This is a genomic window from Brevundimonas sp., assembly GCF_044336875.1.
Taxonomy (GTDB): Bacteria; Pseudomonadota; Alphaproteobacteria; order Caulobacterales; family Caulobacteraceae; genus Brevundimonas.
The window spans coordinates 612931-635187 of sequence record NZ_JBIIOP010000001.1 but is presented as its reverse complement, the minus strand read 5'-3'; the positions used below and the strand labels follow the sequence as shown (position 1 = coordinate 635187).

Below are 22257 nucleotides of genomic sequence, written 5' to 3'. Positions count from 1 at the left end.
GTGGGTGGTCGATTCTGATGAACTAGTTTGCAATTCAAACAAGTCTGTGAGATATCGCCGTCATCGCGATTTGGGAGGGTTCAATGACGACGACCGATATCGAGCGGAGCGAGCGGCTGCACGGGCTGGACGCCCTGCGGGGCGGGGCTCTGCTGCTGGGGGTGGTGCTGCACGGCGCCATGTCCTTCTTTCCGACCCAGATCTGGATCGTCGCCGACGACCAGAGGTCGGCCTGGGCCAGCGGCCTGTTCTTCGCCATCCATCTGTTTCGGATGGCCAGTTTCTTCCTGATCGCCGGCCTGTTCGCGCACATGATGCTGGGGCGGCGGGGCGTGTGGGGTTTCGTGAAGAACCGCCTGGTCCGCATCGCGACGCCGCTGAGCGTCTTCTGGGGGCTGGTCATGGCGGCCATCGTCGCCGTGTTGATCTGGAACGCGAGCCTGCAGGGGCTGACGGCCGCCGATGCGCCGCCGCCGCCGACCTATGACTGGACCAATGTGCCGCTGACCCATCTGTGGTTCCTGTGGGTGCTGTCGATCTTCTATGCGGGCCTGCTGATCCTGCGCGCGCCCTTCGCCGCCCTGGACCGGAGCGGCGCCTGGGGGCGGACCGTGGATCGGGCGACGGCGAGGCTGATCGGGCCATGGGGGCCGTTCGTGCTGGGTGCGCCCCTGGCCCTGGCCCTGTGGCTGCATCCGAACTGGATCGCCTTCTTCGGCGTGCCGACGCCGGATGCGGGCCTGATCCCCAATACGCCGGCCCTGGTCGGCTTCGGTCTGGCCTTCGGTTTGGGCGCCCTGCTGGACCGCCGCCGCGACCTGCTGGGGCGGATCGAGGCCGGGTGGGCGATCTATCTGGGTCTGGCGGTCGGGGCGGGGACGACGGCCCTGATGCTGGCGGGCGGGCCGGATCCGGTGCTGGTTCCGATGACCGATCCGGCGACCAAGGCGATGACGGCGGCGGCCTTCGGGGTGGGCACCTTCGCCTCGGTCTTCGCGGCCGTGGGCCTGGCCCTGCGCTTCTGCTCGGGCCACAGCGCCGTGCGCCGCTATGTCGCCGACGCCGCCTACTGGATCTATATCGTCCATCTGCCGCTGGTCATGGCCGCCCAGGTTCTGGTGCAGGACTGGCCCCTGTTCTGGGGGCTGAAACTGGCCGTGGCGGTCGGGGGCGTGCTGGCGGTTTCCTTCGCCAGCTACGAACTGCTGGTCCGCCACAGCTTCATGGGGCGGTGGCTGAACGGGCGGCGCACGCCGTGGCGCCGGCCGACGACGCCCGCTCTGGTCCCCGCCGAATAGCTTGCCAACCCCGGCCGGGGCGTCCACTCGGAGAGACGCCCCGGCCGCAAAGGAATCACCGATGCCCGATCCGTCCAAAAGCTCGCCGGAAGCCGATCTGGCCTTTCTGCGCTCCATCGTCCGGGGCGAGAACACCGGCCGGGCCACCCTGACCCTGGGCGTCGCCTATCTGGCGGGCGGCGGCTTCTACGGGCTTCAGTGCCTGTTCCATATCGGCCAGATGGTCGGGCTGATCCGCTGGCCGGACCTGGCCAATATGGCCTTCCTGATCGGGGTGTCGGTCGGCTTCCTGATCGTCCTGACCTGGGCCATTCTGGAGGACCGCAAGGTCGGAAGCGCGGGGCCGATCATGACCCGCACCCTGAATGCGGCCTTCAGCGGATCGGGCATGGCCAATCTGGCCATCATCATCGTCTTCGGCGTCGGCGCGGCGCGGGACGGGGATTTCGCCATCTGGCTCTATTATCCGGCCATGATCTTCGCCCTGCAGGCGGCGGCCTGGTATGTGGCCTGGAGCCTGCGCCGCAAGGCCTGGATGCTGGCGACCTCGATCGGCGGCTGGCTGACGGCGGTGGCCCTGGGCGTGCTGGTGCGCGATCCGCCCGTCTATCTGCTGGTCTGCACCGTGGCCCTGTTCGCCCTGTTCGCCGCCCCCGGCTGGATCATGACCCGCGCCGCCCTGAAGGCGCGCGACGCCGTTCTGGACGCCGACTGATCGCGATGGCGCTGCACGATCTCGGCAAGATCGACGAGGTGATCCACGGCCGGCTGCGGCTGGGGATCATGGTCTATCTGGCGGACGCCGAGGCCGCCGACTTCACCGAGCTGAAGACGGTGCTGGAGGCGACGCAAGGGAACCTGTCGGTCCATCTGAAGAAGCTGGAAGAGGCGGGCTATGTCGCCATCGCCAAGAGTTTCGTCAACAACAAGCCCCTGACCCGCGTCTCCATCACGCCTGCGGGGCGCAAGGCCTTCGCCGCCTATCTGGAGGCCCTGGGCGGGTTGATCGGGAGGCCCGGCTGATGGCGCCGATGACGGTTGATCCGGACAAGGTCCGGTCCTTCGAGACCAAGGACGACTTCTACGCCTGGCTGGGCGCGAACCACGACCGGGAGACCGAACTGTGGATCCGGGTCTTCAAGGTGAAGTCGGGCGTGGCCTCGGTGACGGTGCCAGAGACCATAGACGTGGTCCTGTGCTGGGGCTGGATCGACGGGATCAAGAAGTCGCTGGACGAGGTCAGCTTCCTGCAGCGCTACACCCCGCGCGGCAAGAAGAGCGTCTGGAGCCAGATCAATGTCGCCAATGTCGCCCGGCTGATCGACGAGGGGCGGATGACCGAGCACGGTCTGAAGCACGTCGAAGCCGCCAAGAGCGACGGCCGCTGGGACGCCGCCTATCGGATCAAGGGGGCGACCGTGCCGGACGACCTGATGGCGGCGATCGACGCGGAGCCGCAGGCGCGGGCCCTGTTCGACGTGTTGAGCGCGCAGAACCGGTTCGCCCTGATCTATCGCACCGAGGGGCCGAAGACCCCGAAGGGACGGGCGAGCGCCATCGCGCGCCTGGTCGAGATGCTGAAGCGCGGCGAGACCCCGCACCCGCAGAAGAGAGGCTGAACGTGCCGTCCATTCCTCTCGTCATGGGCATCGTCAATGTGACGCCCGACAGTTTCTCGGACGGCGGGCGCTGGGTCTCGACCGAGGGGGCGGTCGATCAGGCGATGCGGCTGGTCGCGGACGGGGCGGAAGTGCTGGACATCGGCGGCGAGAGCACAAGGCCGGGTGCGGATCCGGTCGGCGAGGCCGAGGAGATCGATCGGGTCGCCCCGGTCATCGCCGCGATCCGGGCGCGCTGGGACGGGGCGATCAGCGTCGACACGATGAAGCCCGCCGTGGCCCGCGCCGCCGTCGCCGCCGGGGCGACCATGTGGAACGATGTGGCGGCCCTGACCCATGAGGCGGGGGCCGAGGCGGTCGCCGCCGAACTGGGCTGCGACGTCGTGCTGATGCACATGAAGGGCGAGCCGCGCACCATGCAGGCGGCGCCGCACTATGACGACGTGGTGGGCGAGGTCGTGGGGTATTTAGCCGCGCGGGCCGAGGCGGCGATGGCGGCGGGGGTGGCGCGCGAGAAGATCTGGCTGGATCCCGGCATAGGCTTCGGCAAGGCGCTGGCGCACAATCTGGCCCTGACGGCGCGGCTGGACGCCCTGGTCGAGCTGGGCTTTCCGGTCCTCTATGCGGCCAGCCGGAAACGGACGATCCAGGCGGTCGATCCGACGGCGGTCGCGGCGACCGACCGGCTGGGCGGGTCGCTGGCCCTGGCGCTGGAGGGGGCGCGGCGCGGCGCCCGGATGGTGCGGGTCCACGACGTGCGTGAGACGGTCCAGGCGCTGAAGGTGCAGGCGGCGGTGACGAACGCCTAGATCCCACCCTCCGTCACCCTCGGGCTTGTCCCGAGGGCCTGCTTTTCCGCGAGACGCCGCCGGATGATGCGGGCGGCGGTGTGAAGGCGGGGGCGGATCGTCGCGACCCCGCCGTGGGCCCTCGGGACAAGCCCGAGGGTGACGGGGTTTATGGTTGGGCCTAGGCCGCGTTGATCTGCCACGACACGCCGAACCGGTCCTGCACCCAGGCGAACCGGGGCGAGAAGCCGTAGTCGCCGGGCGGCATCATCGTCTTGCCGCCCTCGCCCAGGGCCGAGGCCAGGGCGTCGACTTCCTCGACCGTGTCGACGGTCAGGAAGGTGGATGTGGACGGGGTGAAGTCGAAATCGTGCACCGGCGGGGAGTCGTTGGCCAGGATCTCCAGCCCGGCGATCGCCAGCCGCGCCATGGCCACCGTGCCGTCCGGCTTCTTCTCCAGAGACACGATCCGGGCGCCGGGTATGACCTGGACGTAGAGGGTCAGGGCGGCCTCGCAGGCGCCCTGGAACATCAGGAAGGGGGCGGCGGTCACGATCATGGCTCAGGCCTTTCGGCGGTGGTCGGTGAGGGTGAAGTCGCGCTCAGGCGCGCCGGCGTAGAGCGCCGGGGGGACTCCGTCATGCGGCCTCCCTCGCCTCGATCTGGGCGGCGTAGGCGTCGCGCAGGGCGAACCAGCGCTCCCAGTCCCACGGATGGGGGATCCCCTGGGCCGCGTCGTCCAGTCCCTCCATATGGTGATGCCAGCCGCTGAGGACATTGCGACGCGAGTCCTTCCACGAGGCGGGCACGCGGTGGACCAGGGTCAGGTGCGTGCCGTCGCCGTCGGGCGCCAGACGCCAGGAGACGACCGACGCGGGATTGCTCCCGAAGGTGTGGTCGAACCGGGTGAAGGGTTGGACCAGCAGGACTTCGTTGGCCTGGGTGCGGACCTCGGGGCGGTCGGGCATGAAGTCGTGATCGGGCTGGCGAAAATTCAGATTCATCCGCCCGCCGGGCGCCAGGTCGATCACGGCCTCGGCCAGCCAGCATTTCAGGCCTTCCGGCGTGGTCAGGGCCTTCCAGACCCGCTCGGGCGAATGGCGCAGTCGGCGTTCGAAACTCAGCTCCCAGCCGCCGTCGATCTCGGTCAGTTCGCCCCGGTCGGCGCGGTCCATCAGGTCGGTCATTGAGGAAACTCCTTGTCGAGGTGGGCCTCGAGTGCGTCGAGGCGGTCGGTCCAGAAACGGCGATAAGGGGTCAGCCAGGCGTCGATCTCGGCCAGAGGCGCCGGGTTCAGCGCATAGAGGCGGCGATTGGCGTCCTTGCGCACCGAGACAAGGCCGGCCTCGCGCAGGATCGACAGGTGTTTGGACACGGTCGGCTGACTGATCGGCAGGGCGTCGACGAAGTCGCCGGCCGGGCGTTCGCCGGACGCCAGCATGGAGACGATGGACATCCGGTGCGGCTCGGACAGGGCTTGAAGGGCGGCGTGCATATGCATCGTGTAATGGCTATATAGTCATATGGCAATATTAAATCTGGACGGGGGCGTGGCGGGACACCGCGCGCTAGGCTGGGGCGCACACCGAGTCGGACCCATGATCCTGAACCCCTATCTGACGCCGATCCTGCTGCTGGTGGGGTCGAACCTGTTCATGACCTATGCCTGGTACGGGCATCTGAAGGGGGATCCGAAGCCGCTGTGGTTCGCGGTCCTGGCCAGCTGGGGCGTGGCCTTCTTCGAATACTGGCTGGCGGTGCCGGCCAACCGGATCGGGCATCAGGTCTATTCCGCGGCCGAGCTGAAGACGATGCAGGAGGTGATCACCCTGGCGGTCTTCGCCGGTTTCTCGGTCCTGTATCTGGGCGAGAAGCTGACGCTGAACCACGGGGTGGGGTTCGCCTTCATCGCCCTGGGCGCCTTCTTCATCTTCAAGGGGCCGATCCCCTGAACTTGCTCAAACCGGCGGCTTGGCCCATCTGGCGGGCCAGACTGTTATCGGGAGCTCGGACATGAGCGCGCTTCATCGGGGCCGGGTGCTGATCCTGGCCGGTTCGGATTCCGGCGGCGGGGCGGGGATCCAGGCCGACATCAAGGCCGTGACCATGATGGGCGGGTTCGCCGCGACGGCCATCACCGCCATCACCGTGCAGAACACCCTGGGGGTCCATGGCGTCCACCCCCTGCCGCTGGACCTGATCGCGGCCCAGGCGCGAGCGGTGCTGGAGGATATTGGAACCGACGCGGTCAAGACGGGGATGCTGGGCTCGGTCGAGGTGGTCGAGACCGTCGCCGCCCTGCTGGACGAGGCGAACGCCCCCGCCGTGGTCGATCCGGTCATGGTGGCCAAGGGCGGCCATCCCCTGCTGCCCGATGCGGCGGTCGAGGCGGTCAAGCGGCTGATGATCCCGCGCGCCGCGCTTCTGACCCCCAATGCGCCTGAGGCCGAGGCCCTGACCGGGCTGACGGTGACGGACCCGGACGGTCAGCGCCGCGCCGGCGAGGCCCTGCTGGCCATGGGGGCGAAGGCGGTGCTGATGAAGGGCGGCCATGTCGCCGGGCCGACGGTGATCGATCTGCTGATGACGCCGGACGGCGAGACGGTGCTGGAGGCCGAACGGGTCGACACCCGACACACCCACGGCACCGGCTGCACCCTGGCCAGCGCCTGCGCCGCCGGTCTGGCCCAGGGGCGGCCGCTGGAGGTCGCGGTGGCCGAGGCCTGGGCCTATGTCGGCGAGGCCATTCGCCGGGCGCCGGGTCTGGGCGGCGGGCATGGGCCGCTGGATCATGGCTGGCCGGTGCGGGGGTAGGCTAAACGCGCGCAATGCGGTTACGTACCGACAATCCGTGGCTTCAGGCGGTGCTGCTCGGCGTCGGCCTGTTCGTCGTGTCTTTGTTGCTCAGGGCTGTGGCGAATACGGTCGTCGGCGTGACGACGGCCGGTCCCGGCGTGCCCGATCAGGTCGCCGAAGCGCGCGACGCCCTGTCCCGGTTCGGCTATGGCCTTCTCTGGGGTGTTGTTTTGCCCGCCGTCGTTGAGACCCCGTTTGTCGTCTGGTGTGTCCGGCGGGTCCGGAGGGATGAGCGCAGCATTGCGCTGTGGGTGATGATCGGGAGCCTGTCAGCCCTGGTCTGGCTGCTGCACGGGGCCAGCCCCGGATCTCTCGGCCAGGCCGCCGCCTTCGCGCTGATGAGCTACGCGGCCTGGGGCTGGGCGCGGAGGCTGGACCGGTTGCACGCCTATGTCCTGCCGACCCTGTCCCATGCCGTCTGGAACGGCATAGGTCTGGCCCTCTTCATGATCCGGGATTGAAGCCGTCCCTGCTAAGGGCGTCATCCTCGCCCTTGTGGCGAGGATCCATACGCCCGCTGTTTCTGCAGAGCGCGCCGTTGTCGAAACCGGGAGTATGGATCCTAGGGACAAGCCCTAGGATGACGGAAAAGAGGAGGGGGGCTATTCCGCGTCCGCCGCCTTCTCCAGCGCCGCGATATCCAGCTTCTTCATCTCCATCATGGCCGCCATGGCCCGCGCGGCCTTCGCCCGGTCCGGATCGGCCAGCAGCTCGGTCATCCGTTTCGGCACGATCTGCCAGGACAGGCCGTAGCGGTCCTTGACCCAGCCGCATTGTTCCGCCTCGGGATGGGCCGACAGGGCGTCCCAGTAGCGGTCGACCTCGGCCTGGTCGGCGCATTCGATCTGGAGGGATATGGCCTCGTTATAGGTGAAGTGCGGACCGCCGTTCAGGCCGACGAAGGTGCGGCCGGCCAGTTCGAACTCGACCGTCAGGACGTCGCCGGACTTTCCGGCCGGATAGTCGCCCGGCGCGCGCACGATCTCGACGATGCGGCTGTCGGGGATCAGGCCGGTGTAGAATTCGGCCATCTCTTCGGCCGTGCCGTCGCACCACAGCCAGGTGGAAACCTTGTCCATCGTCGTCTCCCTGTCTGCGCCGCATCTGGGGATGAAGGCGGGCGGCGTCTCCCGCTGAACGGTCGGGGCGGCTAAGGGATGCGGATGAGCGAAGACCTGACCCTGAAACTGATCGAGATCGTTCGCGCCGATCCGGCGCTGATGCATGTGCTGCGGACCGTGCGGGGGCTGGACCTGCCCGACTGGCGGCTGGTGTCGGGCGCCGTCTATCAGGCGGTGTGGAACGCCCGGACAGGGCGGTCGGCGGGGTATGGGATCAAGGACTACGACCTGGCCTATTTCGACGGTTCGGACCTGTCCTACGAGGCCGAGGACGTCGTCATCAAACGGGTCGCCGCCGCCTTCGACGAGCCGGTCCGCAGCCAGGTCGAGGTGCGCAATCAGGCGCGGGTGCACCTGTGGTTCCAGAACCGGTTCGGCGAACCCTATGAGCCGCTGCACTCGACCGACGAGGCCCTGGGCCGGTTCGTGGCGCCGACCTTCGCCGTCGGGGTGCGGCTGGAGGCGGACGATGGTATCAGCGTCGCCGCGCCGTTCGGGCTGGAGGATGTGTTCGCGATGACCATCCGCCCCAATCCGAACCGGCCGCTGGCCAGGGGCTGGGCCAAGACCATCGACAATGCGCGCGGGCGGTGGCCGGAACTGACCGTCGTTCAGGTCTGATTGCGGACAGCCAGATAGGCGTCCTGCTCGGCGAGTTGGGTCTCTGTGAAGGGGCGGTCCGTAACGCCTGGAACCGGCGTGTAGGGCCCCCAGCCGTTGCGCTGATAGCGATAGTTCATCGCCTCCTCGTGAGTGGAGGCATAGAAGGCTTCGACGAACCGAGCCTCCGTTTCGCGAAGACGGTCGTGGTTCTCGCTGGCGACGCTGCACTCCTGCGAGAGAGGCGTTTCCCAGATTTCAAATCTCAGCCGGACCATCGTTCAGTCGCCCCTGCGAACACACGGCTTGAGTATAGCGAGCGAAGTAAAGCGGATACATCAGGAAGACAGCGCCGACCTAACGCCGGGATCCGTCGGGCGAGGCCGGGCGTATCTGTGGCATGACTGAGATCGCCGTCCTGCTGGGGCTGAACCTGGCCCTGATCCTCGCCGTGATGCTGGGGCTCTGGCTACTGGCGCTGAAGCTGGGCGACGTCAGTTTCGTCGACGCGGTCTGGCCGATGGGGATGCTGCTGCTGGCCCTGGCCAGCCTGCCGCGCACCGAGGGGGATGGGACGCGCAAGGCGCTGCTGGTCGGACTGTGCGCTGTCTGGGCGGTGCGGCTGGGGCTGCATCTGTTCCGGCGCTGGCGGGCCAGCGGGGCGGACGGGCGCTATGTGCAGATCGTCGAGGATCAGGAGAAGTCGCACGGCTGGAGCTTCGGCAAGACGGCCCTGTTGTTCGTCTTCCTGCCCCAGGCGGCGCTGGCCTGGCTGACGTCCCTGCCCGTGCAGTTGGGCCAGGTCGCAGCCCAGCCGGGCGTCGGGGTTCTGGCGGGGGTCGGGGCGGTGCTGGCGGTGGTCGGGATCGTGTTCGAAAGCGTCGGCGACGCCCAGTTGAAGGCGTTCAAGGCTGATCCGACCAACAAGGGGCGGGTGCTGGACACCGGCCTGTGGCGCTATACGCGGCACCCGAACTATTTCGGCGACGCCTGCGTCTGGTGGGGGCTGTGGCTGATCGCGGCCGAGACGGGGCCGGGCCTGTGGTCGGCGGCGGGGCCGATCTTCCTGACCTTCACCCTGACGCGCTGGTCCGGCATCGGCATCACCGAAAAGGCGATCAACAGGTCCCGGCCAGGCTATGCGGACTATGTGAAGCGGACCAGCGCCTTTATTCCCTGGCCGCCCAAACGGGTCTGAGGCGCGAAAAAGCCCCCGCCGCGAAGACGGGGGCCAGTTCTCCGCCTGTCCGTCCTCCTCGGGCTCCCGAGGAGGACGGCGGGGGCGTGGGTCAGTGGGTCGAAGGCGTGTTGCTGGTGGTCATGCCGCCGTCGGCGTTGCCGCCATGCTGCTCGATCTGATCGGCGCGGCGGTCGGCGTTTTCCTCGACCTGGTCGGCCTGGTTGTTGAGGGCCTTCTCCTGGGCCTCGTTCGGAGTCGCGGCGGCCTGGGCTTCCAGCTGGTCGGCGCGGGCTTCGCCCGTGGCCTCTACGGCGTCGGCCTGTTTCTCGGCGGCCTTGTCGGCGGCGCTTTCACCGCAGGCGGCGACGCCCGACAGGACGAACAGCGAGGCGGCGGCGATGGCGAACTTTTTCATTGTTGTTTCCTCTCCTTGTTGGAGAGGGACAAACGTCACGGCGGCGGATCGGTTCACGCCGCCGTGAGATTTGCGTGAACCGTCAGTTCCCGGATTCGGCGAAGGCGACCCGCGCGGCGCCCAGAAGGGCGGCGTGTTTGTGCATGATCACCTTGGTCGGAATCTCGGACATATAGTCCTTGAACCGGCCCTTGCGCTCGAACCTCTGGCGGAAGGGGCTGGCCTTGATGAAGGGCAGGATGCGCGGGACGATGCCGCCGGCGATATAGACGCCGCCGCGCGCCCCGGTGGTCAGGGCGATGTCGCCGGCCACCGCGCCCAGGACGGCGCAGAACCGGGCCAGGGTGGCGCCGCACGGGCTGTTCGGATCGGCCAGGGCCGTCTCGGTGATCTGGGCCGGATCCTCGATATGGGTTTCGCGGCCGTCGATCTCGGCCAGGGCGCGGTGCATGTTCAGCAGGCCGGGGCCGCAGATCAGGCGCTCGATCGAGACGCGGTCATAGCGGCGGCGCAGTATGCGGAGGATTTCGTCCTCGACCGGATCGCCGGGGGGGAAACAGGCATGGCCGCCTTCCGACGGCATGGCCATTTCCTTGCCGTGGGCGTCGCGCACCAGGGCCGATACGCCGAAGCCGGTGCCGGGGCCGAGCACGGCGACCGTGGCGTGCGGATCGCCGTCGACCGGGCCGCCCAGGCTTTCCAGCTGGTCTTCCGGCACCACGGGGGCGCCCCAGGCCAGGGCCTCGAAATCATTGATCAGCTTGACCGGCTTCAGGCCCAGGGTCTGCAGCTCGGCCTCGGACACGCGCCAGGGCGAGTTGGTCAGGTCGATCTCGCCGTCCGTGACCGGACCGGCCACGGCGATGACGCCGCCGGTCGGCTTGACCTCGCAGCCGTCGAGAAAGGCGGCGACGCCTTCCAGGAAGGTCGGATAGGTCTCGGCCGGGAAGCTCTCGTGGTGGTCCAGAACGGGCTTTCCGTCGACCATGCGGGCCACGGCGAAACGGGCGTTGGTGCCGCCGACATCGCCGACGAGGAGGGTCTTGTCAGTCATCTATGGTTCCTCAGGCGTCCACGGTCCGGTCGACGAAATTGGGATCGGGCACGATGTCGTCCTGGCCGCCCGCCCCATTGGGTAGGGCGAAACAGACGGTGGCGCCATTCTCGGCGGTGGTGACAACATGGCGGAAGGCGCCGAACAGCTCGCGGCCATAGCCCCAGGAGGCGGCGTCGGCGTGGGCCTTGGAGCGGATCGCGGCGGGGCGGGCGGTCAGGGCCTCGACGCCGACCGTGGTCAGCACCCCGGCCTCGGCGTCCAGGCGGATGACATCCCCGTCCTTCACATGGGCCAGGGGGCCGCCGGCCAGGGCCTCGGGGCTGACGTGGATGGCGGCGGGGGTCTTGCCGCTGGCGCCCGACATGCGGCCGTCGGTGACGAAGGCGACCTTGAACCCCTTGTCCTGGATGACCGACAGGGCCGGCGACAGGCTGTGCAGTTCCGGCATGCCGTTGGCCTTGGGCCCCTGGAAGCGCAGGACCACGACCACGTCGCGGAACAGTTTGCCGTCCTTGAAGGCCTGGAGGGCGTCTTCCTGGGTTTCGAAGACGGCGGCGGGGGCCTCGACGATGCGGTTCTCGGGCTTGACCGCCGAGACCTTGATGACGGCGCGGCCCAGGTCGCCCTGGACCAGGCGCAGACCGCCCTCCTTGTCGAACGGGTTGGAGGCGGGGCGCAGGATGTCGAGGTCCAGGCTTTCCTTGACCCCGTCGCGCCAGACCAGCTGGCCGTCCACCATCGACGGCTCCTGGAAATAGGGTTCGATCCCCTTGCCCATGATGGTCGTGACGTCGGTGTGGATATGGCCCGCCATCGCCAGTTCGCGGGCGATGAAGGCCACGCCGCCGGCGGCCTGGAAGGCGTTCACATCGGCCGAACCGTTGGGATAGACGCGGGCCAGCAGCGGCGTGACCGAGGACAGCTCGTCCATGTCGGTCCAGTCGATCAGCACGCCCGCCGCCCGCGCCATGGCGACCAGGTGGATGGCGTGGTTGGTCGAGCCGCCGGTGGCCAGCAGGGCGACGATGGCGTTGACGATGGACTTCTCGTCGATGACGTCGGCCATGCGGCTCTCGCCGGTCCGGGCCAGTTCGACGGCGCGCTTGGCGGCGGCCTCGGTCAGGGCGTCGCGCAGGCCGGTGTCCGGATGGACGAAGGCGGTCGAGGGCATGTGCAGCCCCGCCAGCTCCATCATCATCTGGTTGGAGTTGGCCGTGCCGTAGAAGGTGCAGGTGCCCGGCGAGTGGTAGGAGCCGATCTCGCTTTCCAGCAGGGTCTGACGGTCGACCTTGTTCTGGGCGTATTCGGCGCGGACGCGGGCTTTCTCCGCGTTCGGAATGCCGGACGGCATGGGGCCGGCGGGGGCGAAGACGACGGGCAGGTGGCCGAAGGCCAGGGCGCCCATGAACAGGCCGGGCACGATCTTGTCGCAGACGCCCAGCATCAGGGCGGCGTCGAAAGCGTCGTGGGTCAGGGCCACGCCGGTCGACATGGCGATGACGTCGCGGCTGAACAGCGACAGCTCCATGCCGGGACGGCCCTGGGTGACGCCGTCGCACATGGCGGGGGTGCCGCCGGCGACCTGGGCCGTGGCGCCGACCTCGCGCACGGCCTTGCGGACCACGTCGGGGAAGCGTTCGAACGGCTGGTGGGCCGACAGCATGTCGTTATAGGCGGTGACGATGCCCAGGTTGGGCTTGGACCCGTCCATCGAGGTCAGTTTGTCGGCGATGGTCTGGCCGGCGAAGGCGTGGGCCCAGTTGGCGCAGCTCAGCTTGGCGCGGCCGGTCCCGCTGTCGCGGGCGGCGTCCATGCGGCGGATATAGTCGGCGCGCGTGGCCCGGCTCTTTTCGACGATGCGGGCGGTGACCGCGGCGACCGTGGGATGAAGCGCCATCAGCCTTCCTCCGTCCACAGAACTTCAAGGGGAACATCGGCGGCGATCAGGGCGGCGATGGGCTGGATCTTCGGATCGCCCTGGGCCTGTTCCTCGAAGACGCGGCGTTTGGCGGCGCCCTTCAGGCCCAGGATCACCCGGCCGGCGGACATGATGTAGGGCAGGTTGATCGACAGCCGCTCGAGGGTCGGGGCCATGCCGTCGCGGCCGTGGGGCACGCCCAGGACGGTCGGTTTCAGCGTCGGGGTCAGCAGGGTCTTCAGCGTCGGGCTTTCAGGGAACATGGAGCAGATATGGCCATCCTCCCCCATGCCGAGAAGGACCGCGTCGAAACGTCCGCCGACTTCCGCCAGCGCCTTGGCGGCGACGATGGCGGCGCGGTCGACGGTGACCTCGGGGGTGTAGAGGGGGATGAAACGTCCGGCGGCGGCCTTGTCCTGCAGCAGGACGTCGCGGATCAGCCGGGCGTTGGATTCCGGCGAGGTCTCGGGGACGTAGCGTTCGTCCACCAGGGTCACGGCGATGTCCGACCAGCCCAGGTCCATGGCCGCCAGCTGGCGATAGACGGGAGCCGGGGTCGAGCCGCCGGGACCGGCGAAGACGGCGCTGCCGTTGTCGCGGACGGCGGCGGCCAGGGTCTCGCCCAGCCGGGCGGCGATGGCCTCGGCCCAGGTCGAGACGGTGGGGAAGGATTCGATCACGGGCGCCTCAGACATTCGTCGTGTTCCAGTCGCGGCCGGTGCGCATCATCAGCATGTCGGCGCTGTCGGGGCCCCAGGTTCCGGCGACATATTCGTCGGGCTTCTGACCGGATTCGGCCCAGGCCTCGGCGACCTCGTCGACCCATTTCCAGGCCTGTTCCGCCTCGTCGCGACGGACGAACAGGGTCGAGTCCCCGGCCATGGCGTCCAGCAACAGACGCTCGTAGGCGATGCGGCGGCGCGGCGGGGCGGCGGACTTGCCGTCGACACCCCACGACAGGCTCATGGTGATGGGCTGGAGCTGCATCCGCTTGTCCAGGCCGGGGCGCTTGTTCATCACCGTCAGCGAGATGTCTTCCTCGGGCTGCAGTTCGATGATCATGCGGTTGGCCGGCGCCTCGCCCTCGTCATTGTCGAAGATCGAGTGGGGGACGGGCTTGAACTGGATGACGATCTCGGTGCGCTTCTCGGGCAGGCGTTTGCCGGTGCGCATGAAGAAGGGCACCCCGGCCCAGCGCCAGTTGTCGATGTCGGCGCGGATGGCGACGAAGGTCTCGGTGTCCGAATCCTCGCCGCGCTCCTCGTCATAGCCCTTGGCCGGCTTGCCCTCGGAAACCCCCGCGACGTACTGGCCGCGCACGGTGACGCGTTCGGCCTCTTCCGGGGTGATGGGGCGGAGCGACCGGAGAACCTTGACCTTCTCGTTGCGCAGGGACTCCGGATCCAGGTCCGACGGCGGCTCCATGGCCACCAGGCAGAGCAGCTGGAGCATGTGGTTCTGGAGCATGTCGCGCAATGCGCCGTACTCGTCGTAATAGGGCCAGCGGTCGCCGACCCCGACCGTCTCGCCGATGGTGATCTGGACGTGGTCGATCGTCAGATTGTTCCACAGCGGCTCGAAGATGGTGTTGCCGAAGCGCAGGGCCGTCAGGTTCTGGACCGTCTCCTTGCCCAGATAGTGGTCGATGCGGAACACCTGGTCCTCGCGGAAGGCGTGGGCCACGGCGTCGTCGATCTCGAGGAAGGACTTCAGATCGCGGCCGACTGGCTTCTCCAGCACGATGCGGCAGTTGCGCTCGGCGAGGCCCGCCGTCTTCATCGCCGTGACGATCCGGCCGTAGAGGGAGGGGGAGACGGCCAGGAAGGAGGTGACCTCGCCGTCGCCGACGCGGTCCTTCAGCCCCTTCAGGCTGGCGGGATCGGTGGCGTCCACGGGCAGATAGTCCAAGCGGGCCTTCATCCGCGCCCAGGAGTGGTCGTCCCAGGCCTTGTCGGCCTCGGCCTTGGCCTTCACGGCGTCATGGACCTTGGCGATATATTCTTCGGCGGTTTCCTCGGAGCGGGCGGCGCCGATGATCTTCAGGTCTTCGGGCAGAAGACCGTCGTGCTCGAGGAAATAGAGCGAGGGCAGCAGCATCCGCATCGCCAGATCGCCGCCGCCGCCGAACAGAATGAGAGCCGCCATCGAATTTCCCTCGATTATCCCATTTGTCGGGACGCACGCCTTTACGGTCTAGCCGCCGCCTTTGCCCGCTTCCGCGCGCGAGGCCAACACGTCCAGCACGTCCTGAAACACCATGTTACGGGCATGGAGAAGAACAAGCAGGTGATACACCAAATCCGCGGCCTCGCTGGCGAGTTCCTCGTCCGGGCCCGCGACGCCGGCCAGGGCGGTCTCCACGCCCTCCTCGCCGACCTTCTGGGCGATGCGTTTCGGACCCTGGGCGATCAGTTTGGCGGTCCAGCTCTCGGACGGATCGGCGGCGGCGCGTTCGTGGATCGTCTTCTCCAGCCGGGCGATCCGGCCCAGGCCGGGCGCGTCGGCCTCGCCGAAACAGCTGGTGCGGTTCAGGTGGCAGGCGTTGCCGACCGGCTTGACCGACAGGACCAGGGCGTCGTTGTCGCAGTCGGGGGTGATGCCGACGACGTGCAGCCGGTCGCCGGAGGTCTCGCCCTTCCTCCAGCGTCCGCCGCGCGAGCGGGAGAAGAAGGTGGCTTCGCCGGAGCCGATGGTCTCGTCCAGGGCGGCGCGGTCCATATAGGCCAGGGTCAGAACCTGCAGGGTGGCGGCGTCCTGCACCACCACGGGGACCAGGCCGCCGCCTTTTGCGAAGTCGATGGTGTTGGGGTCGATCATGTCATCCTCCCCAATCGGGGGAGGGGGACCGCCCGAAGGGTGGTGGAGGGGGCGAACGTCCCTCCGGTGTTGAATGTCTGGCGGCGGGGGCGCGGCTGGCCCCCTCCACCGCTGCGCGGTCCCCCTCCCCCAAGGGGGGAGGATTTCCGGTTCGAGGTCACAACCGCATCTCCAGGCCCTGGTCGGACAGGTATCGCTTGAGGTCGGGAATGGCGATGGCGCCGGTGTGGAAGACGCTGGCGGCCAGGGCGCCGGAGACGTCGGCCTGTGTGAACACATCCCTGAAATGTTCGGGCGCGCCGGCGCCGCCCGAGGCGATCAAGGGGATGGTCAGGCGCGCGCGGGCGGCGGACAACTGTTCGATGTCGTAGCCGCGCCGGACCCCGTCCTGATCGATGCAGTTCAGCACGATCTCGCCGGCGCCCAGGGCCTGGGCCTGGTCCAGCCAGTCCAGGGTGCGCTTGCCGGCGAGACGGCGGGCGGATGCGTCGCCGGTGTATTTGTGGACCACCCAGTCGCCATCCTCGAACCGGCTGTCGACGCCGACGACGACGCACTGGCTGCCCAGGCGCTCGGCCATTTCGGCGATCAGTTCGGGCCGTTCCAGGGCGGGGGAGTTGATCGACACCTTGTCCGCCCCGTGGTCGAGGCAGCGGGCCGCCTGTTCGACGCTGCGGATGCCGCCGGCGACGCAGAAGGGAATGTCCAGCAGACGGGCGATGTCCCGGATCCAGCCATAGTCCAGCGTCCGGCCCTCGGGGCTGGCGGTGATGTCGTAGAAGACCAGTTCGTCGGCGCCCGCGTCGCGATAGCGGGCGGCGAGTTCGGAGGCGTCGCCCATGTCGGTGTGGCCGACGAATTTCACGCCCTTGACCACCCGGCCGTCCTTGACGTCCAGACAGGGGACGATGCGTCGGGCGGTCAATTCACCGCCCTCTTGCCTGAAGAAACGGCGGTCATGTGCGGGCGGCCGCGGCGATGGCCTCGGGCAGGGTGAAGCGGTTCTCGTACAGGGCGCGGCCGACGATGGCGCCGTTGCAGCCCAGGGCCTTGACCGCCGCGATGTCGTCCAGCGACGAGACGCCGCCGGAGGCCTGCAGCACCAGGTCGGGGCGGCGCAGGCGGATCTCGGACAGCAGTTCCAGATTGGGGCCGGTCAGGGCGCCGTCGCGGCCCACGTCGGTGACCAGCAGGTGTTTGGCCACGCCCTTGGGATAGTGGTCCAGCGCCTGCCACAGGGTCACGCCCGACGACTGGGTCCAGCCCTTCAGGGCGGGTACGGGCACGCCGTCCTCGATCTTGACGTCCAGGGCCAGGGTGATGCGTTCGGCGCCGAAGTCCTTCAGCCAGGCGACCACATCGTCCGGCTGGGTCACCGCCAGCGAGCCGACCACCACGCGCGAGACGCCGGCGTCCAGCAGGGCGGCGACATCATTGGCGCCGCGCACCCCGCCGCCGGACTGGATCTTCACGTCTATGGCCTTGGTCAGTTCGCCGATCAGACCGTGCTGCATGGCCCGGCCGGCCTCGGCGCCGTCCAGATCGACGACGTGGATCCATTCGGCGCCCTCGGCCGCGAAGGCGGTCAGGCGGGCGGCGGGCTGTTCGTCGTACCGGGTCACCTGGTCGAACTTGCCGTGCATCAGGCGCACGCAGACGCCGTCCTTCAGGTCGATGGCGGGGTAGATCAGCATGACAGGCCCAGGAAGTTCTTGAGGATGGTGGCCCCGGCCTCGGCCGAGCGTTCGGGGTGGAACTGGCAGCCCCAGCGGTTGGCGGAGCGGACCATGGCCGGGACGACGCCGCCATAGTCGGCGCGGGCCAGGGTGGCGGGGCCGTCGGGGCAGACGAAGCCGTGGACGAAATAGGCGTAGGCGCCGTCGGCCACCCCCTCCAGCAACGGGTCGTCGTGGTCGCGGGTCAGGCGGCTCCAGCCCATGTGCGGCACGGGCAAAGGTTCGGTCGGCTCCAGCCGTGTCACCGTGCCGGGGATCAGGCCCAGCAGATCGACGCCCTCGCCCTCCTCGCTGGCGCCGAACAGCAGCTGCTGACCCAGGCAGACGCCTAGCAGGGGGCGGGGGAAGGCGCGGATCGGCTCGACCAGACCCAGTTCGGACAGGCGGCTCATGGCGTAGCCGGCGGCGCCGACGCCGGGCAGGACGACCCGTTCGGCCTCGGCGATCACGGCTGGATCGTCGGTCAGGCGCACGGTCGCGCCCAGACGCTCCAGCGCGAACTGGACCGAGGCGATATTGCCCGCGCCATAGGCGATGACGGCGACTTCGGTCATTTGGGTGTGGCCGGGGTGAAGAGCGCCAGTGCCAGTGAGGTAGAGCAGCATCGAGCGAGCCGTCGCTCACTAGCACCAGCACTTTTCACTGAACCGCTCACGACGTCGAGAACGCTCCCCATCACAACACCCCTTTGGTCGACGGCACCGCGTCGCCCTCGATGCGGATGGCCTGACGCAGGGCGCGGCCGAAGGCCTTGTAGACGGCCTCGGTCTTGTGGTGGTCGTCCTGGCCGGTGACCGAGATATGGACGGCGGCGCCCATGGCCTCGGCCAGCGAGCGGAAGACGTGGGCGGTCAGGTCGGTGCGATAGTCGCCGATGAAGGGGGTTTCGAACGTGCCTTCGAACAGGGGATAGGGGCGGCCGGACAGGTCGATGGAGACGGTCGCATTGGCTTCGTCCATCGGCAGGACGAAGCCGTAGCGGGCGATGCCCTTCCTCTCGCCCAGGGCCTGTTTCAGCGCCTGGCCCAGGGCGATGGCGCTGTCCTCGATCGTGTGGTGCGGATCGGTGTGCAGGTCGCCTTCGCACTGGAGCCGCAGGGAGAAGCCGCCGTGGGCCGCGATCTGCTCCAGCATGTGGTCGAAGAAGCCGACGCCGGTCTCGATCTTCACCGGACCGGGGGCGTCCAGATCGACGGCGCAGACGATGCGGGTCTCTTTCGTGTCGCGCACGGCCTGGCCGACGCGGGGGGCGCGGCGCTTGGCGGGCGTCAGGCCGAAGCCGGCCAGCAGCCGGTCGTTGACCTCGGGCTTCAGCGAGATCGGCAGACGCAGCCGCTCGCCGGACAGGTCGGCCTCGACGCCATAGGCCTTGAGACCGGCGAGGGCGGCGGCGGGGTCTTCGGGGCGGGCCATCAGGATCGGGCCGACGCCGGGTTCGACCGGCATCTGGCGGCCCAGTTCGCGGGCGATCCGCTCGCGCTCGCGCCGGACCGAGGCGATCCGTTCGGCGGTCTCGATCATCCGCGACGGATCCAGCGCCTGTTGCGCCAGACGCACCAGGGGCTCGGGCAGGGCGTAGGGTTCGAGGACGGAGGCCAGGCGGGCCAGGGTCTGGCCTTGCGCGACCGCGGCGCCGACGCGGGCGCCGGCCAGGCCATAGGCCAGGGACAGGCTGCGCAGGACGACCAGGTTGGGCTGGTCGGCGACGACGGTGACGGCCGAGGCGGCGTCGGAGAACTCGATCAGGCCCTCGTCCACCACCAGCAGGGCGGGGGCGACGCGGGCGGCCATTTCGGCGACGGCCTCGGGCGAGCCGAGGGCGCGGATGACGACGACCGCAGGTTCGCCCTTCGCCGGATAGATGGCGGCGAGACTGTCATAGGGTTCGGCCTTCGGCGCCTCGACCGAACCGCCGTCGCGGGCGGCGAGGCGATACGCCAGCTCCAGCCCGTGGGTCAGGCCGCGCACCGGCAGGACCTGTTCGGCGGGGACGCCGTAGATCGCGGCCATGCGGGCGGCCAGGGCCGGGGCGTCGCCGGGATAGCGGTCCAGGCCCTCGCCGCCGGAGACCAGCGGGGGATAGGGGGCGGGCAGGGTCATCGGCGACCTCTGGTGCGGAGGGCGGGGGTGATGAGTGCTCGTGCTAGTGAGCTGGGACCGGCTCGATCCCGCATCCGCTCACCAGCACTAGCACTTTTCACTGGAACACCTTGGGTGAACCTCATGCGTCTGCCCTCAGATCCGCTGCGCGGGCGTGGGCTTCGAGGCCCTCCATCCGGGCCAGGCGGGCGGCGATGGGGGCAAGCGCGCGGGCGCCGGCCTCGGTCACCAGCTGCACCGACATGGTGGTCATGAAGCTGGCGGTGGTGACGCCGCCCAGGGTGCGGGCGCCGCCGTCGGTCGGCAGGACGTGGCTGGGGCCGGCGGCGTAGTCGCCCAGGGTCTCGGCGGCGAACCGGCCGACGAAGACGGCGCCGGCGGCCCTGATCGAATCGACCAGGGGCTCGGGGTCGTCGACCTGAAGCGCCAGGTGTTCGGGGCCGTAGAGGTTGGCCACCTCGCAGGCGGCGTCCAGATCGCGGACCAGGATGGCGCGGGCTTCCTGCAACGAGGCGCGGGCGATGGCTTCGCGGGGCAGGGTCGCGACCTGAACCTCCACCTCCGACAGGATGTAGTCGATGGTGGCGCGGCTGGTGGAGACCAGGATGACCTGGGCGTCCGCATCGTGTTCGGCCTGGCTCAGCAGGTCGGCGGCGGCGATCTCGGGGGCGGCGTCGCGGTCGACGATGACCATCAGTTCGGACGGGCCGGCGGGCATGTCGACGGCGGGGCCGCCGGGCAGGGCGGAGGCCTGTTTCTTGGCCTCGGCCACATAGGCGTTGCCGGGGCCGAACAGCTTGTCGCAGGCGGGAATGGTCCCGTCCTCCAGCTCGACGCCGAAGGTCAGGGCGGCGATGGCCTGGGCCCCGCCCATCAGCCAGATCGCGTCCAGCCCCGCCTCGGCGGCGGCCAGGATCATGGCGGGGTGGACGCCGCCCTCCTTGTTCGGCGGGGTGACGGCGATCCGTTCGCCCACGCCCGCGACCTCGGCCGGAATGGCCAGCATCAGCAGGGAGGAGAACAGGGGCGCGGTGCCGCCGGGGATGTAGAGGCCGGCCGAGGCGATCGGACGCCAGGCCAGTTTCGAGCGGACGCCGGGCGTGGTCTCGACGAAGGGGCTGTCTTCCGGCCGGGTGGCCTGGTGGAAGACGCGGACGTTCTCGGCGGCCATGCGCAGGGCGCGGGCGTCGCCGGGGGGCAGGGCGTTGCGGGCCTCGGCGACCGCGCCGGGGGTGATGGCGATGCGGCGGGGGGGCGCCTTGTCCAGCTTCAGGCACCAGTCGGTCACGGCCGCGCCGCCACGTGCGCGCACGTCGTCGAGGATGGTGCGGACCACCTCGGTCACGTCGCCGGCCGTGCGCTGGGCCGGGCGGGCCAGGGCGGCCCTTTTCCCGGCGGCGTCGAGGGACGACCAGTCGATGCGTTTGAAGGCGGTGGTCATCACATCATCTTCTCGATGGGCAGGACCAGGATGGCCGAGGCGCCGGCGGCCTTCAGCTTCTCCAGGGTCTCCCAGAAGACGGCCTCCTGGCAGACGGCGTGGACGGCGACCGCGTCGTCGCGACCCATCAGGGGCATGACGGTCGGCGAGCCGGCGCCGGGCAGGATGGCGGTGATCTGGTCCAGGGCCGAACGCGGGGCGTTCAGCATGACGTATTTGGCGCCCTGCGAGGAGACCACGCCGGACATGCGCTCGATGATGCTGTCCAGCAGGTGTTGCAGGCCGGGTTCGGGCGCGACCGGGGACTGGATCAGGACGGCCTGGCTTTCCAGCACCGTGTCCTTGGCGCCCAGGCCGTTGGCCTCCAGCGTCGCGCCGGTCGAGACCAGGTCGCAGATGGCGGCGGCCAGCTTCAGCCGGGGGGCGACCTCGACGGCGCCGCGCATGACGACGATGTCGGCCTTGACCCCGTTGTCGTCGAGGAAGCGGCGCAGGATCTTGGGATAGGAGGTGGCGATCCGCAGACCGTCCAGCGAGGCCGGGCCCTCATAGGCCAGGGTCGGGGGGGTGGCGATCTTCAGGGTGCAGCGGCCGAAGCCCAGGGGCATGATCACCGAGGCGTTGGGACCGCCGTTGCGGCCCTCCTCCAGCACGTTCTCGCCGACGATGCCCAGGTCGCAGACGCCGTCCGCGACGAAGGTCGGGATGTCGTCGTCGCGGACGCGCAGCAGGTCGATCGGATAGTTTTCGACCCGGTACAGCAGGTCGTTGTGGCCCTTGACCCATTTCAGACCCGCGTCGCGGATCAGGTCGAGGCTGCGGTCGGCCAGACGGCCGGATTTCTGGACGGCGATGCGAAGCCGGCCCTGGACGGTGCTCATGTTCGGATACTCAGTTCTTGTTCTTCAGGCGGTCCAGCACGAGCCGGTAGCCGTTGTTGTCCATGTCTTTCAGGAACCGCGCGACGCGGACGACGGTGGTCGGGCTGGCCCCGGCCTCCTGCGCGATCTCGCGATAGGACTGCAGGCGTTGATCCAGCAGCCGGGCGACGGCCCAACGCTCGGCGAAGGCGCGTAGTTCGGCGGGAGTGCAGAGATCGGCCAGAAAGGCGTCGACCTCCTCGCGCGTCTCCAGCGCCAGCACCGCGTCATACAGCGCGAGCCGGTCGTCGGCGGCCTTGTTCACGGCCTTGCGGGAGATGGGGTCGGTCATGGCGCGTTCCACTATGCTGTAACGATGGAACGGTCAAGGGGCAGTTCAGTGGCGAGTGATGAGTGGCGAGGGAATTTGAGCATCCGTCTCGTGCTCGCC

28 protein-coding genes are annotated in these 22257 nt (G+C 69.0%); 10 read left to right on the top strand and 18 right to left on the bottom strand.

Features of this window, described 5'->3' with window-relative positions; genetic code table 11:
* The first annotated feature begins 83 nt into the window (after positions 1–83).
* From ACIQ1T_RS03090 to folP, 5 genes are all read left to right on the top strand, one after another.
* A complete protein-coding gene (locus ACIQ1T_RS03090; protein ID WP_395943048.1) occupies positions 84–1298 on the top strand; it encodes an acyltransferase family protein in 1215 nt (404 codons plus the stop codon).
* A gap of 61 nt (positions 1299–1359) precedes the next feature.
* On the top strand, positions 1360–2013 hold the full coding sequence (locus ACIQ1T_RS03085) for a hypothetical protein (protein WP_395943047.1): 654 nt from the start codon (positions 1360–1362) through the stop codon (positions 2011–2013).
* 5 nt (positions 2014–2018) lie between these two features.
* Complete coding sequence (locus tag ACIQ1T_RS03080; protein WP_395943046.1) at positions 2019–2321, top strand: winged helix-turn-helix domain-containing protein; 303 nt, start codon at positions 2019–2021, stop codon at positions 2319–2321.
* On the top strand, positions 2321–2917 hold the full coding sequence (locus tag ACIQ1T_RS03075; protein WP_395943045.1) for a YdeI family protein: 597 nt from the start codon (positions 2321–2323) through the stop codon (positions 2915–2917). The genes ACIQ1T_RS03080 and ACIQ1T_RS03075 overlap by 1 nt, the downstream gene beginning before the upstream one ends.
* Positions 2918–2940: 23 nt before the next feature.
* Positions 2941–3726 (top strand): dihydropteroate synthase, encoded by a 786-nt coding sequence (gene folP, locus ACIQ1T_RS03070; RefSeq protein ID WP_395943113.1) that lies wholly within the window; start codon positions 2941–2943, stop codon positions 3724–3726.
* 160 nt (positions 3727–3886) lie between these two features.
* Here the strand turns inward: folP and ACIQ1T_RS03065 are convergent, their stop codons facing one another.
* The 3 genes from ACIQ1T_RS03065 to ACIQ1T_RS03055 form a co-directional block, all read right to left on the bottom strand.
* Complete coding sequence (locus ACIQ1T_RS03065; protein ID WP_395943044.1) at positions 3887–4264, bottom strand: VOC family protein; 378 nt, start codon at positions 4262–4264, stop codon at positions 3887–3889.
* A 79-nt stretch (positions 4265–4343) separates the two neighbouring features.
* Positions 4344–4892: an SRPBCC family protein gene (locus ACIQ1T_RS03060; RefSeq protein WP_395943043.1), complete on the bottom strand. Its 549-nt coding sequence runs from the start codon at positions 4890–4892 to the stop codon at positions 4344–4346.
* Positions 4889–5200: an ArsR/SmtB family transcription factor gene (locus ACIQ1T_RS03055; RefSeq protein WP_395943041.1), complete on the bottom strand. Its 312-nt coding sequence runs from the start codon at positions 5198–5200 to the stop codon at positions 4889–4891. The genes ACIQ1T_RS03060 and ACIQ1T_RS03055 overlap by 4 nt, the downstream gene beginning before the upstream one ends.
* A 103-nt stretch (positions 5201–5303) precedes the next feature.
* Between ACIQ1T_RS03055 and ACIQ1T_RS03050 the strand changes: the two genes are divergently transcribed.
* From ACIQ1T_RS03050 to ACIQ1T_RS03040, 3 genes are all read left to right on the top strand, one after another.
* Positions 5304–5657 carry a DMT family protein gene (locus ACIQ1T_RS03050; protein WP_395943040.1) on the top strand — a complete coding sequence of 118 codons (354 nt, stop codon included), beginning with the start codon at positions 5304–5306 and terminating at the stop codon, positions 5655–5657.
* Between the two features lie 61 nt (positions 5658–5718).
* On the top strand, positions 5719–6519 hold the full coding sequence (gene thiD / locus ACIQ1T_RS03045; RefSeq protein WP_395943038.1) for a bifunctional hydroxymethylpyrimidine kinase/phosphomethylpyrimidine kinase: 801 nt from the start codon (positions 5719–5721) through the stop codon (positions 6517–6519).
* 14 nt (positions 6520–6533) lie between these two features.
* Complete coding sequence (locus tag ACIQ1T_RS03040; protein WP_395943037.1) at positions 6534–7022, top strand: hypothetical protein; 489 nt, start codon at positions 6534–6536, stop codon at positions 7020–7022.
* A 141-nt stretch (positions 7023–7163) separates the two neighbouring features.
* Here ACIQ1T_RS03040 and ACIQ1T_RS03035 read toward each other — a convergent pair whose 3' ends face one another.
* Entirely contained in the window at positions 7164–7640 is a 477-nt protein-coding gene (locus ACIQ1T_RS03035; RefSeq protein ID WP_395943036.1) for a VOC family protein, read from the bottom strand.
* Positions 7641–7724: 84 nt separating this feature from the next.
* Between ACIQ1T_RS03035 and ACIQ1T_RS03030 the strand changes: the two genes are divergently transcribed.
* Complete coding sequence (locus ACIQ1T_RS03030; RefSeq protein ID WP_395943035.1) at positions 7725–8303, top strand: nucleotidyltransferase family protein; 579 nt, start codon at positions 7725–7727, stop codon at positions 8301–8303.
* Here ACIQ1T_RS03030 and ACIQ1T_RS03025 read toward each other — a convergent pair.
* Positions 8294–8560, bottom strand: a complete 267-nt coding sequence (locus tag ACIQ1T_RS03025) for a hypothetical protein (RefSeq protein WP_395943033.1) — start codon at positions 8558–8560, stop codon at positions 8294–8296. The two genes, ACIQ1T_RS03030 and ACIQ1T_RS03025, sit on opposite strands and share 10 nt — an antisense overlap.
* 122 nt (positions 8561–8682) lie before the next feature.
* Between ACIQ1T_RS03025 and ACIQ1T_RS03020 the strand changes: the two genes are divergently transcribed.
* Entirely contained in the window at positions 8683–9480 is a 798-nt protein-coding gene (locus ACIQ1T_RS03020) for a DUF1295 domain-containing protein (RefSeq protein ID WP_395943031.1), read from the top strand.
* 91 nt (positions 9481–9571) lie between these two features.
* Here the strand turns inward: ACIQ1T_RS03020 and ACIQ1T_RS03015 are convergent, their stop codons facing one another.
* The 13 genes from ACIQ1T_RS03015 to ACIQ1T_RS02955 all read right to left on the bottom strand — a co-directional run bounded on the left by ACIQ1T_RS03015 (position 9572) and on the right by ACIQ1T_RS02955 (position 22158).
* Positions 9572–9877, bottom strand: coding sequence for a hypothetical protein (locus tag ACIQ1T_RS03015; protein WP_395943030.1), 306 nt, complete (start codon positions 9875–9877; stop codon positions 9572–9574).
* An 82-nt stretch (positions 9878–9959) separates the two neighbouring features.
* Complete coding sequence (gene glk, locus ACIQ1T_RS03010) at positions 9960–10931, bottom strand: glucokinase (protein WP_395943028.1); 972 nt, start codon at positions 10929–10931, stop codon at positions 9960–9962.
* 10 nt (positions 10932–10941) lie between these two features.
* Positions 10942–12831: a phosphogluconate dehydratase gene (gene edd, locus ACIQ1T_RS03005; RefSeq protein ID WP_395943026.1), complete on the bottom strand. Its 1890-nt coding sequence runs from the start codon at positions 12829–12831 to the stop codon at positions 10942–10944.
* A complete protein-coding gene (pgl, locus tag ACIQ1T_RS03000; RefSeq protein ID WP_395943025.1) occupies positions 12831–13547 on the bottom strand; it encodes a 6-phosphogluconolactonase in 717 nt (238 codons plus the stop codon). Before pgl ends, edd begins: the two co-directional genes overlap by 1 nt.
* Positions 13540–14997 carry a glucose-6-phosphate dehydrogenase gene (zwf, locus tag ACIQ1T_RS02995; protein WP_395943024.1) on the bottom strand — a complete coding sequence of 486 codons (1458 nt, stop codon included), beginning with the start codon at positions 14995–14997 and terminating at the stop codon, positions 13540–13542. The genes pgl and zwf overlap by 8 nt, the downstream gene beginning before the upstream one ends.
* A gap of 48 nt (positions 14998–15045) precedes the next feature.
* On the bottom strand, positions 15046–15669 hold the full coding sequence (gene hisIE, locus ACIQ1T_RS02990; protein WP_395943022.1) for a bifunctional phosphoribosyl-AMP cyclohydrolase/phosphoribosyl-ATP diphosphatase HisIE: 624 nt from the start codon (positions 15667–15669) through the stop codon (positions 15046–15048).
* A gap of 157 nt (positions 15670–15826) precedes the next feature.
* On the bottom strand, positions 15827–16594 hold the full coding sequence (gene hisF, locus ACIQ1T_RS02985) for an imidazole glycerol phosphate synthase subunit HisF (RefSeq protein WP_395943021.1): 768 nt from the start codon (positions 16592–16594) through the stop codon (positions 15827–15829).
* Positions 16595–16625: 31 nt separating this feature from the next.
* Complete coding sequence (gene hisA / locus ACIQ1T_RS02980) at positions 16626–17363, bottom strand: 1-(5-phosphoribosyl)-5-[(5-phosphoribosylamino)methylideneamino]imidazole-4-carboxamide isomerase (protein ID WP_395943020.1); 738 nt, start codon at positions 17361–17363, stop codon at positions 16626–16628.
* A complete protein-coding gene (gene hisH / locus ACIQ1T_RS02975; RefSeq protein ID WP_395943018.1) occupies positions 17357–17959 on the bottom strand; it encodes an imidazole glycerol phosphate synthase subunit HisH in 603 nt (200 codons plus the stop codon). The genes hisA and hisH overlap by 7 nt, the downstream gene beginning before the upstream one ends.
* 121 nt (positions 17960–18080) lie before the next feature.
* Positions 18081–19505, bottom strand: a complete 1425-nt coding sequence (hisB, locus tag ACIQ1T_RS02970; protein ID WP_395943016.1) for an imidazoleglycerol-phosphate dehydratase HisB — start codon at positions 19503–19505, stop codon at positions 18081–18083.
* A 121-nt stretch (positions 19506–19626) separates the two neighbouring features.
* Complete coding sequence (gene hisD / locus ACIQ1T_RS02965) at positions 19627–20946, bottom strand: histidinol dehydrogenase (RefSeq protein WP_395943014.1); 1320 nt, start codon at positions 20944–20946, stop codon at positions 19627–19629.
* Complete coding sequence (gene hisG, locus ACIQ1T_RS02960) at positions 20946–21827, bottom strand: ATP phosphoribosyltransferase (protein ID WP_395943012.1); 882 nt, start codon at positions 21825–21827, stop codon at positions 20946–20948. Before hisG ends, hisD begins: the two co-directional genes overlap by 1 nt.
* 10 nt (positions 21828–21837) lie before the next feature.
* Positions 21838–22158 (bottom strand): YerC/YecD family TrpR-related protein, encoded by a 321-nt coding sequence (locus ACIQ1T_RS02955; RefSeq protein ID WP_395943011.1) that lies wholly within the window; start codon positions 22156–22158, stop codon positions 21838–21840.
* Between the last annotated feature and the right edge of the window lie 99 nt (positions 22159–22257).